Origin of the sequence: Vibrio sp. 10N.222.55.B11 (genome assembly GCF_041473705.1) — a bacterium.
Taxonomy (GTDB): domain Bacteria; phylum Pseudomonadota; class Gammaproteobacteria; order Enterobacterales; family Vibrionaceae; genus Vibrio; species Vibrio crassostreae_C.
In genome coordinates this window covers 16,280-31,265 of record NZ_JBFRST010000060.1, presented here as the reverse complement: position 1 = coordinate 31,265, position 14,986 = coordinate 16,280, and the positions used below count along the sequence as shown (strand labels likewise).

The window sequence follows — 14,986 nt, the reverse complement described above, 5'->3', positions numbered from 1 at the left end:
GACCTTGCTGACCTTGCTGATTTTGGTCATTCTGGTCTTTGGAGTCAGAATCGCCTTGCTGTTGCTGTTGCTGTTGCTGTTGCTGTTGCTGTTGCTTCTGAGCCTGTTCGACAATCTCTAGGTTCTTCTTCGCATAAGCATGTTCAGGGTTGCTTTCAAGAATACGTTGATACTCTTGGATCGCTTGGTCGTACTTACCTTGTTGGGCTTGAGCGTTAGCAAGGTTGTAGCGAGCATCTTCACTAGAAAGCTCTTGCAGCGTCTGCTCTGCGGCTTCGAAATCACCGGCTTTGTATTGAGCAATGCCTTTCCACTCTTGTTGGGTGAACTGTTCAGCAGCTTGTTGGAAGTCCTCGTCCTGATACAGCTGATAGCCTACTTGATCATTGGTTTTCCACGGGTTCGCAAACGCAGTATTTGGTTGGCTAAAAGAGATAACTCCAGCTAAGGCACACCAAATAACCCCTTTCCTGAATAATCCAAGTGCCGGAAGTAATAGCAAAGGCAGTAACCAGAAACCGTTGTTCACTCTGGTGTTGAGTGAGTTCTTGGTCTTGGTTACTTCCGATGTTGTTGCAACGCGGTCGAGGTAGCTCGCGATGTGTTCAACATCTGAGTTATCAAATTGAACTTCAGTGAACGTGCCACCATAGCTGCGTGTAAGCTCGCGCATGTTCTTCAAGTTGGTTCTTGCCACCACGGTTTGTCCTGAGTCGCTTTGCAGCATCGACCCCGTAGGTAACGAGATTGGCGCACCGTTTTCACTCCCTACAGCTAGAATCGACAATGTCCAATCGTTGCCAGAGAGTAGGGAGTCGATCTGCTTCTTCTCTTGGTCATCGATGTCATCAGCAATCAATACCAAATCACCTTGGTAGATCTTCGCGCGAGTCATCATATCAATCGCAAGCTTAACGGCTGATGCGGCATCACCACCTTGATAAGGCATGATATCTGGCGATAGGTTAGGCACTAGGTTTTTGATGGTGTTGATGTCTGACGTTAGCGGGCTAATGGTGTAAGCATCCCCAGCATACGCCACCATGCCTGTTAGCCCTTCCTTCCATAATGAAAGCAGATCAAGAGCCTTGTATCGCGCTTGAGTTAAGCGATTCGGCTTAATATCGGTGGCATACATTGACATCGACATGTCCATGATCACAACTCGTGCCTGCGTTTTTTCAAAGCTTGGTTGTTCGTTTTTCTCGAAGCTTGGCCCAGCTAACGCAATAACGCCGACCAGCCACCAAATACCGAAGTAAGTACTGCGATTTTTCGATGGCTTACTCGATTCTGGCGCCAAGTAACGGGCGATGTGTGACGCGAGTAATCCTTGTTTGGACTGTGTCTTGCTCAGCCACCAAATAGCGGGCAGCACGGCAAGCGCCAAGAACCAATATGGGTAGATAAAAGTAAAGTTAGACATTGTTTCTCCTAATGGCTAACAGCATAAATGCGAAGAACATTGCCGCCGACAGTGGCCATACAAACCACTCTTGTTGCGGTCGCCAGATCTTAGTGGCGTTCGTCACGGGCTCTAACTGGTTAATGGTGTCGTAAATCGTCGCTAACTCTTTGCTGTCACGCGCTCGGAAGTACTGACCGCCGGTGCGTTTGGCAATTTCTATTAGTGTACGTTCATCCAAGTCTTGAGCAGTATTGACTTTGCGCGTCATGAAGAACTCTTTGACCATCATCTCGCCTGCACCGACACCCACGGTGTAAATCGTTGCGTCGTATTTCTTTGCAATATCCGCCGCTTCTAATGGGTCTAATACCCCGGCGGTATTACTGCCGTCGCTGAGTAGAATCATTACACGTTGGGGCGCATCGCTATCGACAAAGGTTTTGGTGGCAAGACCAATACCATCACCAATCGCTGTTTGAGTACCAATCAGCTTTAACACCGCTTGATTGAGCTGTTGTGAAAGCGTATCTCTATCTAGCGTAAGCGGGGTCTGCAAGTAGGCGTGATCAGCAAATAACACCAGTCCAACTCGGTCGCCTTTTCGTCGCTCAATAAAGTCACTCAATACGCGTTTCACCGCCGACAAGCGGTCGATGTATTCGCCATTGAACTGCATGTCTTCTTGGCTCATCGAATAGGAGAGGTCGACAACTAACATTAAATCACGATGCTTCGGCTGAAACTCCACCGGTTCGCCATACCATACAGGGCGTGCGCTCGCCGTAACCAGCAGAAGCCAGATAATCACGGACAACGCCTTTGGTAAGCGACTGCTCGGTGTTTTGGTATTGCTGTCTTCTGGCAGAAATGGAAGCCTTAGGGCATTGCTCGATTCTGACTTTGGTGAGAACAAGTAAACGAGCAACGGCAGTGGCGCGATGAAGAACATCCACCACCAAACGAACTCGATGTTTAGCAAGTCCCTGCTTAGAAACATAGTGCTTAGAAAATCACTCATATCGACCTCGCTTTGGAGGAAGTGCTTTGCGAAGCCAAGTTTCGCAATCATTAACCAATTGCTGTTGAGCCTTTTTCTGTTCGTCGTTCATTAGGGCTACATCTTGATAGAGCGCTTGTTGCCACTGGGATTGTTTTGCTACAAATAACGGCTTCGCCAATTGCGCATCTAAGAACTTCAACCAATCATCACCAGACAAACCTGCAATTTTTTCACGAGGGAAATAGCTCAGTGCTGCTTGACGAACGATGTCTTGAGCTTTGCTCGGAGACAAGCCATCTTGGGACTGACTATTACTAAAGTAAGATAGCGCTTCTTGTTTCGCCTGTTGATTGTTTTTTCTACGTTTTAGAATGAAAAACACCAAGGCAATCAGGAAAATGGCTGTGATAATGACTGCCCACCAACCCCACGCCAAAGGCCACCAAGTCGGGGCGTCTGGCGCAATCACCGGACTTAAATCTAAGGGCTGTTTCATGACTGAGCTCCTGATATCTGGCTCATGAGTGACTGCGCACTCGACAGCGAGCTATAAGGTATCGCGAGAGATAACCCCATCTGTTGCAGCTGCTGTTTCTTAAGCGAAAAAGCATGGTTAAGCTTTTGCTTTTCTTTATTAGAAGAGAAATTAAACCATTGAGTTTTGCTACCATCGGTGACCTGTTTAGAACCTTTATAGGCGGTTTCACCTTGCTCTAGCGGATCGTAGAAATGCACCAGACGTACTCTGTTGTGCCTCCGAATTTGACTGATAAGTGAGTAGTCACTTTCTTGGTAGCGTACAAAATCACTGAGCATAATAATATCGCTTCCTTTAGGGCAAAGCTGGTGCAGAGATTTCAGTACATGCTCTAAGGTTGTGTCATTATGATTGTCGTGATGAGTCAGCGCTGCATTATTGATTTCTATGACTTTTTGCAAAATACGCAGTGGAGCATGGTTGCTTGCACTTGGCTTAATCTCAATGACCTCTTTGCCAGTATCGATCACCGCGCCAATTCGATCTTTTTGAGCCACAGTAAGCCAGCACAGTTGGCTAGCAAAGTGTGCAAGTTGAACCGATTTCAGCAACAAGGTTGAGCCGAAAATCATACTGCTTGATAGATCCAAGAATAAAATGACAGGCTGTTCTCGTTCTTCAGAGAAAAGTTTGGTATGCGCTTTGCCCGTTCTGGCTGTTACACGCCAATCAATGCTGCGAATGTCATCTCCCGCTTGATATTGACGAACTTCAGAGAAATTCATCCCGCGACCTTTACGGTTGCTCTCGTGTTGGCCGTTAAGCTGTGACCAAAGGCTCTTGGCGGGAGGCAACCAGCGAACAGACTGCGCTTTGTATTGCAGAAGTTCGTCCAGGTTTAACGTGACACCGTCACTATGGTTGGGTAGTTGATTATTCATGCGCGTATCCCTATGCGCTGCCAACCAATGAAATAAGGTGTGCGATCACTTGGTTTGCGGTGACACCTTCAGCTTGTGCGTGGTAGCTGCGTAGTAGACGGTGGCGTAACACAGGGAATGCCATCGCTTGAACGTCTTGTGGAGTGACGTAATCTCGTCCTGCAAGCCAAGCGTGAGCGCGGGCACAACGGTCTAACGCAATGGTTGCACGCGGGCTGACACCCATGTCTAACCATTGATCAAGTTGGTCACTGTATTGCTTAGGTTGGCGAGTCGCCATAACCAGTCTGATGATGTACTGCTCAATGGTGTCTGCCATGTGAGTGTTGAGCACTTCTTGGCGCGCTTCAAAGATCGTTTGCTGAGATATCTGTTGTGGCTGAGTTGATTCGTTACCTTGAGCCTCACCACGGTTGAGTCGTAAGATCTCAAGCTCGCTTTCCATATCTGGGTATTCAACCTCTAGGTGAAGCAAGAATCGGTCTAACTGAGCTTCCGGTAGCGGGTAAGTCCCTTCTTGTTCAATTGGGTTCTGTGTTGCCATTACCAAAAATAGCTCAGGCAGCGCATAGGTTTTTCGACCGGCAGTTACTTGTTTTTCTGCCATCGCTTCCAGCATTGCCGCTTGAACTTTCGCCGGAGCACGGTTGATCTCATCCGCTAGAATCAATGAGTTGAAAATCGGGCCTGATTGGAAAGTGAACTCCCCAGTCTCAGGGCGAAAAATGTCGGTACCCGTCAAATCAGCTGGCAACAGATCGGGAGTGAATTGAATACGGTGGAAGTCACCCTCAACACAGTCAGCCAATGATTTTACTGCGCGAGTTTTTGCTAAGCCGGGAGGTCCTTCAACGAGGATATGACCATCTGCTAAAAGGGCGATCATCAGTTGCTTAACGAGCTCTTTTTGACCAATGATTTGAGACTCTAGATAGTTTTGAAGGACTTCGAAATTTGTTTTGTGCATTTTGGACTCTCTGGGTATCCATTTGATTTTTATTTTGAGTATTGGTCACTGATTTCGAGGAAAAAGTTCCAGTACATTTGCGTAATTTATTTTTTCAAAATTGGAAATATTTACAAGTGGTTAGCTAAAAACATCGTTAGGTTGTGATTATTACTATATCAATTGGTTTTTATATACAAAAGCTCGGCGGTGGGGAGTGGTTTGAGTTCGGTTGGGTCTCAGGGGGTGAGAACTAAAATTGACTCTCGACAATGCGGTATTTGCTTAGTTAACTCATGCTCAAGGTGAATATTTCTAATTGTTACATCATATTTGCAGTTTTTTGAGAAGAAAGTCTCTAGTTTTATTGGTTGTGGCCGATACATCACTCAGATTGTGCATTGCTTGTTGGAGTGCACTAGAAAAGTCCTGTTCAGGGTATACCAATAACGAGCGATTCTTTTTAAAGGTCCAAATATGTTTAAAACTAACTCTCTGAGTATCAAGCAAAAAGTTGTACTTGGAATTACCTTTGCGGTTCTTGCATCGACAGTGATTGTCGGCGCAATGGCACAACAACAAGCAAGAGATGTATTAAGTCATCGATTGATCGATATTGAACTTCCAGGAATGCTAGAGCGAATCAATGGTGAAATTGACCGAGAAGTCTCTCAGCTATTACTAGCGGCGGAGCAAATTGCTTCAAATGAATTTATTTCTGATGCTATCGAATCGACCGATCGCGATCCCGCACTAGAAAATAAACTGGTGAAACAGCTGAACAATGTTCGTAACCAGTATCAGTTGAACGATGCCTCAGTGGCGAACCGTCAAACTGCTTACTACTGGAACCAAAATGGCTTCCTACGTCAGTTAAACCAACAGCAAGATGGTTGGTTCTTTGGCTTTACGCAATCTGGACAGCCGACCATGGTGAGCATGTTCCAAGAAGCCAATGGCGAAGTGAAGATGTTTGCTAACTACCAACAGCCTTCTGGTTTGGCTATGTCTGGTCTATCAAAGTCGATGGATGACATGGTTAACCTGCTGAACGGTTTCAAGATTGAAAATACCGGTTTTGTCTTCTTAACCGATAGCCAAGGTGATGTTCAAATTCATCGCGAGCGTTCTCGCAGTGACTCTTCACTTCAACAACTTTACGGTCCTCAAGCAAGCCAACTACTGAACAAGTCGGGCTTCAACCTGATTACTACAGAAAGCCAAGGCCAAGAGCTGTTCGTGGCGAGCTTGTATGTGTCTTCAATGGACTGGTTCGTTATTGGTGTGGTACCAACCGGTGAAGTGTTTGCTGAGCTTGATGCGACTGCGCAGAAGATGCTGATCATGACTGCGGTTGTGGCGTTAGTCTTTATCCTAATGGGCGTAGTTCTGGCGAACAGCATTACTCAACCGATCAAGCTTTTGGCTAAGCGTTTCGGCGACTTAGGTGAAGGCGACGGTGACCTTGCACAGCGTATCGAAGTGAAAGGCAACGATGAAATTGCACAGCTTTCAAAAGGCTTCAACGGATTCATTGAAAAGATTCACGAGTCGATGAAAGAGGTGTGTTCGACAAGCCAAGCGCTTCAAGTGGCGGCAGAGAGTGTTTCTAGCAAAGCCCACATCACCCACGACAACAGCCAAGAACAACGCGACCAAACGCTTCAAGTGGTGGCTGCAATTAACCAAATGGGTATGACCATCAGCGAGATTGCATCGAACGCGGCAACCGCAGCAGAAACGGCAACTCAAGCTTCAGGCAATACGGAAGTAGGCCGCTCTGTGGTGAACAAAGCAAAAGACGCGATCAGTCGTTTGGCGCAAGATATTGAAAGCACGGGTCAGGTAGTAGAGCAACTGGCTTCTACAACTCAAGACATCGGTTCTATTCTGGGTGTTATTCGTGATATTTCAGAGCAAACTAACTTACTCGCATTAAACGCTGCAATTGAAGCCGCCCGTGCTGGTGAGCAAGGTCGTGGTTTTGCGGTTGTAGCGGATGAAGTACGTAACCTAGCAAGCCGTACCGCAGATTCAACGGAAGAGATTCAAAAGATGATCAACCAACTGCAAAGCGATGCTAAAGATGCGGTAACGGCAATGAGTGCGGGTAAGGTGATTACCCTTGAAGGTGTATCGGCTTCGGATGAAGCGGTAGACGTGCTGAGTGGCATTTCAGACCGTATCGTTGATATCACAGACCGTAACACTCAAGTGGCAACGGCAACGGAAGAGCAATCAACCGTAGTTCACACCATCAACCAGAACATTGAAGAGATTAACGCAATCAACGAAGTGACAACGGGCACGGCTGAGCAACTTGCTGAAGCGAGCCAAGAGCTTCGTGATCTATCGTCTCGTCTAGATAAGATGGTTGGTTCATTTAAGCTTTAATCCCTTTAAGCTGTAGCATGGCTTACAAAGATACATAAACTAAGAGCTGGATTCATTTAATCGTGAATTCAGCTCTTTTTATTTACGTGCTTGTTTTCTTCTAACTGACGTTCGCTTGATCTGGTTTCGGGCTTTGCACTCAATCGCCCTAGCATCATAGGGCGTAAATGAGTAAAATCTCGTTAGGTTTAATATTTAGGTAAGTATCATGAGCGATTTTGAAAAAGAACTAGAGCAGATGACTCAAGAGATGGGCGATGAGCCTGAGGTGAAACTGCCATCACTTGAAGAGCAAAAAGCAATTGTTGCTGAGTTCAAGCGACTAGAGGCGGAAGGCAAACTGACTCCTGAAGTGTTAGAGAAGCATTTTGGCCAGTTCAACAAACAGAATGATACGCCAATTCACTAAGTTGATTTAGACAGGTTTCATGTCTGAAAGAAGTGATATTAGCGGTTGGGTTCATAGCCTAACTAACAGATAAAGGTCTAGCGCTTGCTAGACCTTTTTTATTGCCGCTAGCGAAAGACCGAGTGGCTGACTCATGAACTATTCAATGTAAGTGAAACTCGTATCCAACACATAAAAATATCCAGCACATAAAAAAATCCCCCTTACTGAGTAAGAGGGATTTGATATGGGCAAGTTATATCCTAAAAGGCTAAGCGATTAGTCTGTGCCGTATTCTTTGTACAAACGACGACATGCGCGGCCATCGCTGTGGAACAGGTGACAACGGTGCGCTGGAATACCAATCGCCAACTTGTCACCTGATTCGATTTTCAACGTGTCTGGCTGGCGATAGATAACATCAGCATCGGCACTTTCAAGGTTTAGGTAAACCTGAGTTTCGTTACCTAGTTTCTCTACCATCATCACGTCAGCTTCAATCGTCGCGTCACCTGATTCAGCAGACATCAAGTGTTCAGGGCGAATACCCAGAGACATACGATCGCCAGCATTGACAGTCGTACCATCAACAGGGATCCAGAAAGTCATGCCATTAGAAAGTTGTACCAATACGCGTTCTGCTTCAGCTTGTTCAATGTGTACCGACATGAAGTTCATCTTCGGTGAGCCAATAAAGCCAGCAACGAAACGGTTTTGAGGGTAGTGGTAAAGGTCAAGCGGCTTACCGACTTGAGATACATAACCACCATCCAGAACAACGATCTTATCCGCCATTGTCATCGCTTCCACTTGGTCGTGGGTAACGTAGATCATGGTACAACCCAGTTGACGCTGTAGCTTGGTGATTTGCGAACGCATTTGAACACGTAGCGCGGCATCTAGGTTTGATAGAGGCTCATCAAGTAGGAATACGTTTGGTTGAGAAACCAGAGTACGACCAATCGCAACACGTTGACGTTGACCACCAGAAAGCGCTTTAGGTTGGCGCTCAAGAAGGTGACCAAGCTGAAGGATTTCTGCCGCATGTTCAACGCGTTTGTCGATCTCAGCTTTATTTGCGTTTGCTAGCTTAAGACCGAAAGACATGTTGTCGTATAGGTTAAGGTGAGGGTAAAGCGCATAAGACTGGAATACCATACCTACGCCACGCTTTGACGGTTCAACGTCATTCATGCGTTGGTCGCCAATGTACAAATCACCAGACGTAATGTCTTCTAGACCTGCGATACAACGTAATAGCGTCGATTTACCACAACCTGATGGTCCAACGAATACTACGAATTCACCTTCGTTGATGTCTAAGGTTACATCCTTAGAAATCTGTACATCACCATATGATTTATAAACGTTTTTTAACGTGACACTCGCCATCTAGCTTGTCCTCGATCGATCAAATTTTAAGTTTTACTGCTTATCATTATAAGAAATTTTTGGGTCAGCAGTAACTGTAGGAATTGGTAAGTTTTGAGTGAGTAAGAAAAAAGTGGGTGAGACTTGGCTTCTTTAACCAAGCCCACCCGTCATAGCCAAACTGATGCCCATTTCCCCCGCATCCAGCTAAACCTCCCCCGTGATTCAATCACAGATTTAGCTCGATGCTAATATAAGACACCAGCGGGCAGTGAAGCCAACTAAATGAATAATGCGTCAACGCATAACACTTGCCGGTAAAGGGTTCTTACTATCCACTCTTGGATGAATGCAGTTTCGGTGAAATGGCGTAAGGGTACATCCTCCTAATGGAAAATTAACTAGGGGGAGTAGGAGGGGAGGAGTAGATAAATGGGGTTATCCTCAATTGGCGATCCAGTTCAAATAAATCCACCACGCAACGGTGATGTGGATCACGATGAGTATACACTTTGTGACTTCGCTCTCTAATCTGACCGGATGACGATCACGAAATTAAGCCATAATAGCTAGGGCGTAGTGGCTAGGATGATGAGCTGTCATCGATTTTCTCAGATCATAACCTCCGAAAACTGGCTCGTCTTAATTGAATGCGCCCTACGTATAAATATAAAAAGGATATTGACATGAAAAACGCTCTAAGCGCTGTAGCTCTAGGTACAATAGTAGCTCTGGGTTCATTTGGTGCAAACGCTGCTATCGAAGAAGGTCAACTAACTATTTGGGTTGGTGGCGATAAAGCTTATGAAGGAATGGCTGAAGTAGGTAAACGTTTCGAAGAAGATACTGGCGTTAAAGTAACAGTAGCTTTCCCAGATAAACTAGAAGAGAAATTCTCTCAAGTAGCAGCAGCTGGCGATGGCCCAGACATGATCTTCTACGCTCACGACCGTTTTGGTGGTTTTGCAGAAGCGGGTCTTCTTGCTGATATCAAACCTTCTAAAGAGACTAAAGAAGGTATCGTAGACTTCGCATGGGACGCTGTTTCATACGAAGGTAAAACAATCGCATACCCTGTTGCTGTTGAGTCAGTTTCTCTAATTTATAACAAAGCGCTTGTTCCTAACCCACCTAAGTCTTGGGAAGAAATTCCAGCACTTAACGCTGAGCTTCAAAAAGACGGCAAGAAAGCAATCATGTGGCCTCTACGTGGCGGCGCTTACTTCACATGGCCTCTACTAGCAGCTGACGGCGGTTACGCATTCAAACAGACTGCTGAAGGTTACGATATTAAAGATGCGGGCGTAGCGACTGACGGTGTTCAGAAGTCTCTAGGTTTCATCGAGAAGATGGTACAAGACAAAGTTATCTCTGCCGACATGGATTACTCAGTAGCTGAGTCTGAGTTTGTTGCAGGTAACGTTGCAATGACAATCAACGGTCCTTGGGGCTGGGCAAACATTGAGAAAGCTGGCGTAGACTACGGTGTAGCAACACTACCTAAGTTTAACGGTAAAGCGTCTAAGCCTTTCGTTGGTGTATGGGCAGGTGGTATCAGTACTGCTTCTCCAAACAGCGACCTAGCTGTTGAGTTCATGGAAAACTACCTATTAACAGATGAAGGTATGAAGACCTTGAACGACGACAAGCCACTTGGCGCTGTTGCTCTTAACTCTTTCCAACGTCAATTAGACAGCGACACACGTATTGCAGCAACAATGGACAACGCGATGAACGGTGAAATCATGCCTAACATCCCTCAGTTCACAACGTTCTGGTACAGCATGGAAGAAGCGATTGGTAACGTAGTTGACGGTCGTCAATCTGTTGATCAAGCACTCGACGCTGCCGAAGCTCGTATGACTAAGTAATAATAAAGCATTACCTTTTAAGGAGGGTTCAACCTCTCCTTACTTTTCTATTTTTATATCTCGTTAGCAGGTTCCTCTATGCAGTCAGTTCAAGGTTCAGATGCGATCCCGGCACCATTAAGCCTTCCAGGCAGTAAAAGCGTCTTCATCAAATGGGGGTTGCTTGGTAGTGTTGGTTTAATTAACGGCTACGCTACAATTTTAATGTATTCTCGCGGTGAGCTCGCATTTGCGCTGCTTACGGTGATCTTAACGGCTTTGGCACTTTACATTTTTGGCAGTAAGAAAACTTACGCCCACCGTTACATTTACCCAGGTATTGCCGGAATGATCTTATTCATTCTTTTCCCATTGGCATACACCGTAGGGCTTGCGTTTACTAACTACAGTGCAAAAAACCAGCTTTCTTTAGAGCGTACTCAAACCGTTCTTTTAGACCGTTCATTCCAAAGCGGTGAAAGTTACCCATTTGCTTTGTACAAAACAGATGACGGTCACCAGATCGTAGTGAAAGATGGCGACCAGCTGTTGGCAACTGACGTATTTTCTCTAGAAGGTATGACAGCAACAGACATGGACCTATCAGCAATCGAGTCTGCGCAAGGTGAAAAAGAGAAGATCAAAGCGATCATCCAAAACCGTTCAGCGATCAGTGGTGTTGATTTCCATCTGCCAAACGGTGATGACATCCGCATGAGTGGCTTACGTAAGTTTGCTGCCGTTGCTCCGCTTTACACCATTCAGGATGACGGTGAAACGCTATACAACAATGAATCTGGCGAAACCTTGAAGCCAAACATGGAAGTGGGTTTCTATCAACCAGTTGATGATAAAGGTGAGTTTACGGGTAACACCATCTCTCCAGGTTTTGTTGTAGAAATCGGAACAGCTAACTTCGAACGTGTTTGGAAAGATGACGGCATTAAAGAACCGTTTATTAGCATCTTTATATGGACGGTTGTATTCTCGATTTGTACTGTCGCCTTCACACTTGCGATTGGTTTGATTCTGGCGAACGTTGTGCAATGGGAAGAGCTGAAAGGCCGCGCAGTTTACCGTGTTCTGCTGATTCTGCCTTACGCCGTACCAGCGTTTATCTCGATTCTTATCTTTAAGGGTCTATTCAACCAAAGCTTTGGTGAGATCAACATGGTGCTTGAGAGTATCTTTGGTTTAAGTCCTAACTGGTTCTCAGACCCGATTCTTGCAAAAACCATGGTGTTGATTGTTAACACATGGCTAGGTTTCCCTTACATGATGATTCTGTGTATGGGTCTACTAAAAGCGATTCCTGAAGACTTGTACGAAGCATCAGCGATTGATGGTGCGAACTTCATTGATAACTTCAAGCGCATTACGTTCCCATTGATGATTAAACCGCTTACACCGCTATTGATTGCAGCGTTTGCCTTTAACTTCAACAACTTTGTAATGATTCAACTATTGACTAACGGTGGCCCGAACATGATTGGTACTTCTGAGCCAGCGGGTTACACAGACTTGCTTGTAAGTTACACGTATCGAATCGCATTCGAAGGCGGCGGCGGTCAAGACTTCGGTCTAGCAAGTGCTATCGCAACGCTTATCTTCCTACTGGTTGGTGCACTAGCGTTACTAAACCTTCGTTTCACTAAACTGACTCAAGATTAAGGAGCACGACAATGGCTATGGTACAAGGTAAAGGCCTTAAATACCGACTATGGGCAACGCATTTTGCGCTGTGGTGCTTCTTAGCGCTCATTATTTTCCCACTGTTAATGATTATTGCTATCTCATTCCGTGAAGGTAACTTTGCAACCGGTAGCTTGATTCCAGATAACCCATCTTTGGAACACTGGAAGCTAGCATTAGGTATGTCAGTGACGAACGCTGATGGCTCGGTAACGCCACCTCCGTTTCCAGTACTGACTTGGTTATGGAACTCAATAAAAGTAGCCGGTATTACCTCTATTTTAATTGTGGCATTGTCTACAACATCGGCTTACGCATTTGCTCGTATGCGCTTCAAAGGTAAAGAAACTATCCTGAAAGCGATGATGATTTTCCAAATGTTCCCAGCAGTACTCGCTCTTGTAGCAATCTACGCGCTGTTTGACAAACTTGGTCAATACATTCCGTTCTTAGGCTTGAATACGCACGGTGGTCTAATCTTCTCTTACCTAGGTGGTATTGCACTGCACGTATGGACGATTAAAGGTTACTTTGAAACGATTGATAACTCTCTGGAAGAGGCAGCTGCCCTTGATGGTGCAACGCCTTGGCAAGCATTCAGACTGGTTCTACTACCGCTGTCTGTGCCAATCCTAGCGGTTGTGTTTATCCTATCTTTCATTGGTGTTGTTGGTGAGGTGCCAGTTGCTTCAATCCTTCTATCGGATGTGAACTCTTACACACTAGCGGTAGGTATGCAGCAATACCTCTACCCTCAGAACTACTTATGGGGTGACTTTGCGGCAGCGGCTGTACTATCAGCACTTCCGATTACTATCGTGTTCTTACTTGCTCAACGTTGGTTAGTTGGTGGTTTGACGGCAGGTGGTGTAAAAGGATAAGCTGTACTCTATAAGAAAGAAAAAGAGCGACCGTTAGGTCGCTCTATATTGGCATTTTTATTACATCATTTGGTTTGGCCGCCGATCAGTAATAAAAATAACCCTCAGGTTACGCATAGCTGGCTACTAATCAGGTTCCTTACGCTATTAATGATTAGTGGTTTTTGTAACTCTAACCCAGGTATTTACTTGGGTTTTTTTATGCCTGCTACTTTTTGTTTTTTGTGTCAGCGTTACTCGTTAACTATCGCGCTCATATCTACTTTAAAACCCAAAGTTTCGAGTTACTTCTCTCCTAAATACCGACCACTTCATTTTGGTTACTTGTAGAAATGAACTAGTCTCACAAATCAGACACTCAGTATAAGTGGCTGTTGTACTATTGATATGTTGTGAATATTCCAATGCGTGATACTTCAATGATTTGTATGCAACAAAACCTGAAATTGCACTGAAAATGTATGGGTAAGCGAGAGGTAGTTACAAAATATTCAAGTGACATTCATGATGATTATGGAGGTAGGTTTATTTATGCTTCTGGTTTTTGGTTGGACTTAGAAGTTAGAACTCTTTACTAGAAGGAGCACAACCTAAGTGTTGCAACAACACATAGATACTTTCTTGATCGAGTGCCACGCGACGAAATAGATCGGCAAATGTCGGATCTCCACCGAAACACGTTTGGATATAGTGGTTGATTTCATTGCTGTCGTAGCCTTCGACGTACAAAGTTCTAACCCATTGGTACTCAACAGCCTTTAAATTGTTCAGTGTAGACTCGCTAAGAGTGGGGCGTATGACGCTCAAGAGTGGCTCCAAGAAATTCAAATGCATCTATTATGATTGGCGGTATTTAATCAGAGCAAAATGACGACTTTATTACAGTCAAAATAAATCAGTGAACAAGTGCCGATTCATTTCAACCTTTGGCTGGGTATCACGCTCTTATCGTCTGTATTGGGTGTGCAGCGGATTTGGCGGTGTAGAGCACGAAGGTATCAAATAGATCAATGCCAAGCAGGCGCTTGGCATTGTAATAAAGTTTTATAGGGGGAGGGCTGCTGGTGGACCTTATTTCAGGTACTTCACGTGAGCTTCCATCTCTTCACCAATCTGTTTTCGCATGTTCATTAGGCGAATAGCCGAATCTCGTAATTCGATGTCTTCTGGCGTCTCTGGTATCCACTCTGGCACTTTAGTCGGATTACCATTCTCATCGACAGCGACCATAATAACGATACAGTGAGTTGTTAGGCGGTTATTGAGCTCTTTAGGGTCGCTTGCTTGCACGTCGATAGCGATATGCATTGAAGATGAACCTGTGTAAATGACCTTTGCACTTACTTCCACAAGGTTGCCTACATGAATTGGGGCAACGAATCGAATTCCGCCTGCATAGGCTGTTATACAGTATTTACCGCTCCAACCTGCGGAACAAGCGTAGGCTGCTAAATCGATCCACTTCATTGCTGCACCACCATGAACTTTACCACCAAAGTTCACATCCCCGGGTTCAGCTAAAAAACGCAGAGTAACGTCTCGTTTACCATCTTGTCGGCTATTGCTACTGCTCATCTATCTTCCTTCATTATTATTTTGCTGCGTAACATGCTTGTTACTTGCTAGTAACAATATAC

13 protein-coding genes are annotated in these 14,986 nt (G+C 45.2%); 5 read left to right on the top strand and 8 right to left on the bottom strand.

Annotated elements, in window-relative coordinates:
* From AB4503_RS20325 to AB4503_RS20305, 5 genes are all read right to left on the bottom strand, one after another.
* Positions 1–1,426 (bottom strand): VWA domain-containing protein (locus AB4503_RS20325; RefSeq protein ID WP_372115650.1); only part of this gene is annotated, 1,426 nt, incomplete at its 3' end.
* On the bottom strand, positions 1,419–2,426 hold the full coding sequence (locus AB4503_RS20320) for a VWA domain-containing protein (RefSeq protein ID WP_017065686.1): 1,008 nt from the start codon (positions 2,424–2,426) through the stop codon (positions 1,419–1,421). The genes AB4503_RS20325 and AB4503_RS20320, both read right to left, overlap by 8 nt.
* Positions 2,419–2,904, bottom strand: coding sequence for a DUF4381 domain-containing protein (locus tag AB4503_RS20315; RefSeq protein WP_017065687.1), 486 nt, complete (start codon positions 2,902–2,904; stop codon positions 2,419–2,421). Before AB4503_RS20315 ends, AB4503_RS20320 begins: the two co-directional genes overlap by 8 nt.
* Complete coding sequence (locus tag AB4503_RS20310) at positions 2,901–3,827, bottom strand: DUF58 domain-containing protein (protein WP_372115649.1); 927 nt, start codon at positions 3,825–3,827, stop codon at positions 2,901–2,903. Before AB4503_RS20310 ends, AB4503_RS20315 begins: the two co-directional genes overlap by 4 nt.
* Before the next feature lie 10 nt (positions 3,828–3,837).
* Complete coding sequence (locus tag AB4503_RS20305; protein ID WP_372115648.1) at positions 3,838–4,794, bottom strand: AAA family ATPase; 957 nt, start codon at positions 4,792–4,794, stop codon at positions 3,838–3,840.
* A gap of 456 nt (positions 4,795–5,250) precedes the next feature.
* On the opposite strand from AB4503_RS20305, the gene AB4503_RS20300 reads away from it, so the two are divergent.
* Positions 5,251–7,167, top strand: a complete 1,917-nt coding sequence (locus AB4503_RS20300; RefSeq protein ID WP_017060046.1) for a methyl-accepting chemotaxis protein — start codon at positions 5,251–5,253, stop codon at positions 7,165–7,167.
* A gap of 208 nt (positions 7,168–7,375) precedes the next feature.
* The gene (locus AB4503_RS20295; protein ID WP_010431457.1) at positions 7,376–7,576 is read left to right on the top strand and encodes a hypothetical protein; all 201 of its coding nucleotides are present in this window, start codon (positions 7,376–7,378) and stop codon (positions 7,574–7,576) included.
* 258 nt (positions 7,577–7,834) lie between these two features.
* On the opposite strand, the gene malK is transcribed toward AB4503_RS20295, so the two are convergent.
* Positions 7,835–8,947 carry a maltose/maltodextrin ABC transporter ATP-binding protein MalK gene (malK, locus tag AB4503_RS20290; RefSeq protein ID WP_017060047.1) on the bottom strand — a complete coding sequence of 371 codons (1,113 nt, stop codon included), beginning with the start codon at positions 8,945–8,947 and terminating at the stop codon, positions 7,835–7,837.
* Between the two features lie 665 nt (positions 8,948–9,612).
* Between malK and malE the strand changes: the two genes are divergently transcribed.
* The 3 genes from malE to malG all read left to right on the top strand — a co-directional run bounded on the left by malE (position 9,613) and on the right by malG (position 13,349).
* A complete protein-coding gene (gene malE / locus AB4503_RS20285; RefSeq protein WP_372115647.1) occupies positions 9,613–10,797 on the top strand; it encodes a maltose/maltodextrin ABC transporter substrate-binding protein MalE in 1,185 nt (394 codons plus the stop codon).
* A gap of 78 nt (positions 10,798–10,875) precedes the next feature.
* A complete protein-coding gene (gene malF / locus AB4503_RS20280) occupies positions 10,876–12,447 on the top strand; it encodes a maltose ABC transporter permease MalF (protein ID WP_372115646.1) in 1,572 nt (523 codons plus the stop codon).
* An 11-nt stretch (positions 12,448–12,458) separates the two neighbouring features.
* Positions 12,459–13,349, top strand: a complete 891-nt coding sequence (gene malG, locus AB4503_RS20275; protein WP_048610621.1) for a maltose ABC transporter permease MalG — start codon at positions 12,459–12,461, stop codon at positions 13,347–13,349.
* 561 nt (positions 13,350–13,910) lie between these two features.
* On the opposite strand, the gene AB4503_RS20270 is transcribed toward malG, so the two are convergent.
* Positions 13,911–14,183: a hypothetical protein gene (locus AB4503_RS20270; protein WP_019822928.1), complete on the bottom strand. Its 273-nt coding sequence runs from the start codon at positions 14,181–14,183 to the stop codon at positions 13,911–13,913.
* Positions 14,184–14,420: 237 nt separating this feature from the next.
* On the bottom strand, positions 14,421–14,924 hold the full coding sequence (locus AB4503_RS20265; RefSeq protein ID WP_019822926.1) for an acyl-CoA thioesterase: 504 nt from the start codon (positions 14,922–14,924) through the stop codon (positions 14,421–14,423).
* Positions 14,925–14,986 lie beyond the last annotated feature (62 nt).

What these genes read in the sequence shown, in the direction of transcription:
- AB4503_RS20270 (WP_019822928.1), bottom strand. Translation starts at nt 14,183, where the DNA reads ATGCATTTGAATTTCTTGGAGCCACTCTTGAGCGTCATACGCCCCACT.
- AB4503_RS20295 (WP_010431457.1), top strand. Translation starts at nt 7,376, where the DNA reads ATGAGCGATTTTGAAAAAGAACTAGAGCAGATGACTCAAGAGATGGGC.
- AB4503_RS20305 (WP_372115648.1), bottom strand. Translation starts at nt 4,794, where the DNA reads ATGCACAAAACAAATTTCGAAGTCCTTCAAAACTATCTAGAGTCTCAA.
- AB4503_RS20265 (WP_019822926.1), bottom strand. Translation starts at nt 14,924, where the DNA reads ATGAGCAGTAGCAATAGCCGACAAGATGGTAAACGAGACGTTACTCTG.
- malG (WP_048610621.1), top strand. Translation starts at nt 12,459, where the DNA reads ATGGCTATGGTACAAGGTAAAGGCCTTAAATACCGACTATGGGCAACG.
- malF (WP_372115646.1), top strand. Translation starts at nt 10,876, where the DNA reads ATGCAGTCAGTTCAAGGTTCAGATGCGATCCCGGCACCATTAAGCCTT.
- malK (WP_017060047.1), bottom strand. Translation starts at nt 8,947, where the DNA reads ATGGCGAGTGTCACGTTAAAAAACGTTTATAAATCATATGGTGATGTA.
- AB4503_RS20310 (WP_372115649.1), bottom strand. Translation starts at nt 3,827, where the DNA reads ATGAATAATCAACTACCCAACCATAGTGACGGTGTCACGTTAAACCTG.
- AB4503_RS20300 (WP_017060046.1), top strand. Translation starts at nt 5,251, where the DNA reads ATGTTTAAAACTAACTCTCTGAGTATCAAGCAAAAAGTTGTACTTGGA.
- AB4503_RS20315 (WP_017065687.1), bottom strand. Translation starts at nt 2,904, where the DNA reads ATGAAACAGCCCTTAGATTTAAGTCCGGTGATTGCGCCAGACGCCCCG.
- malE (WP_372115647.1), top strand. Translation starts at nt 9,613, where the DNA reads ATGAAAAACGCTCTAAGCGCTGTAGCTCTAGGTACAATAGTAGCTCTG.
- AB4503_RS20320 (WP_017065686.1), bottom strand. Translation starts at nt 2,426, where the DNA reads ATGAGTGATTTTCTAAGCACTATGTTTCTAAGCAGGGACTTGCTAAAC.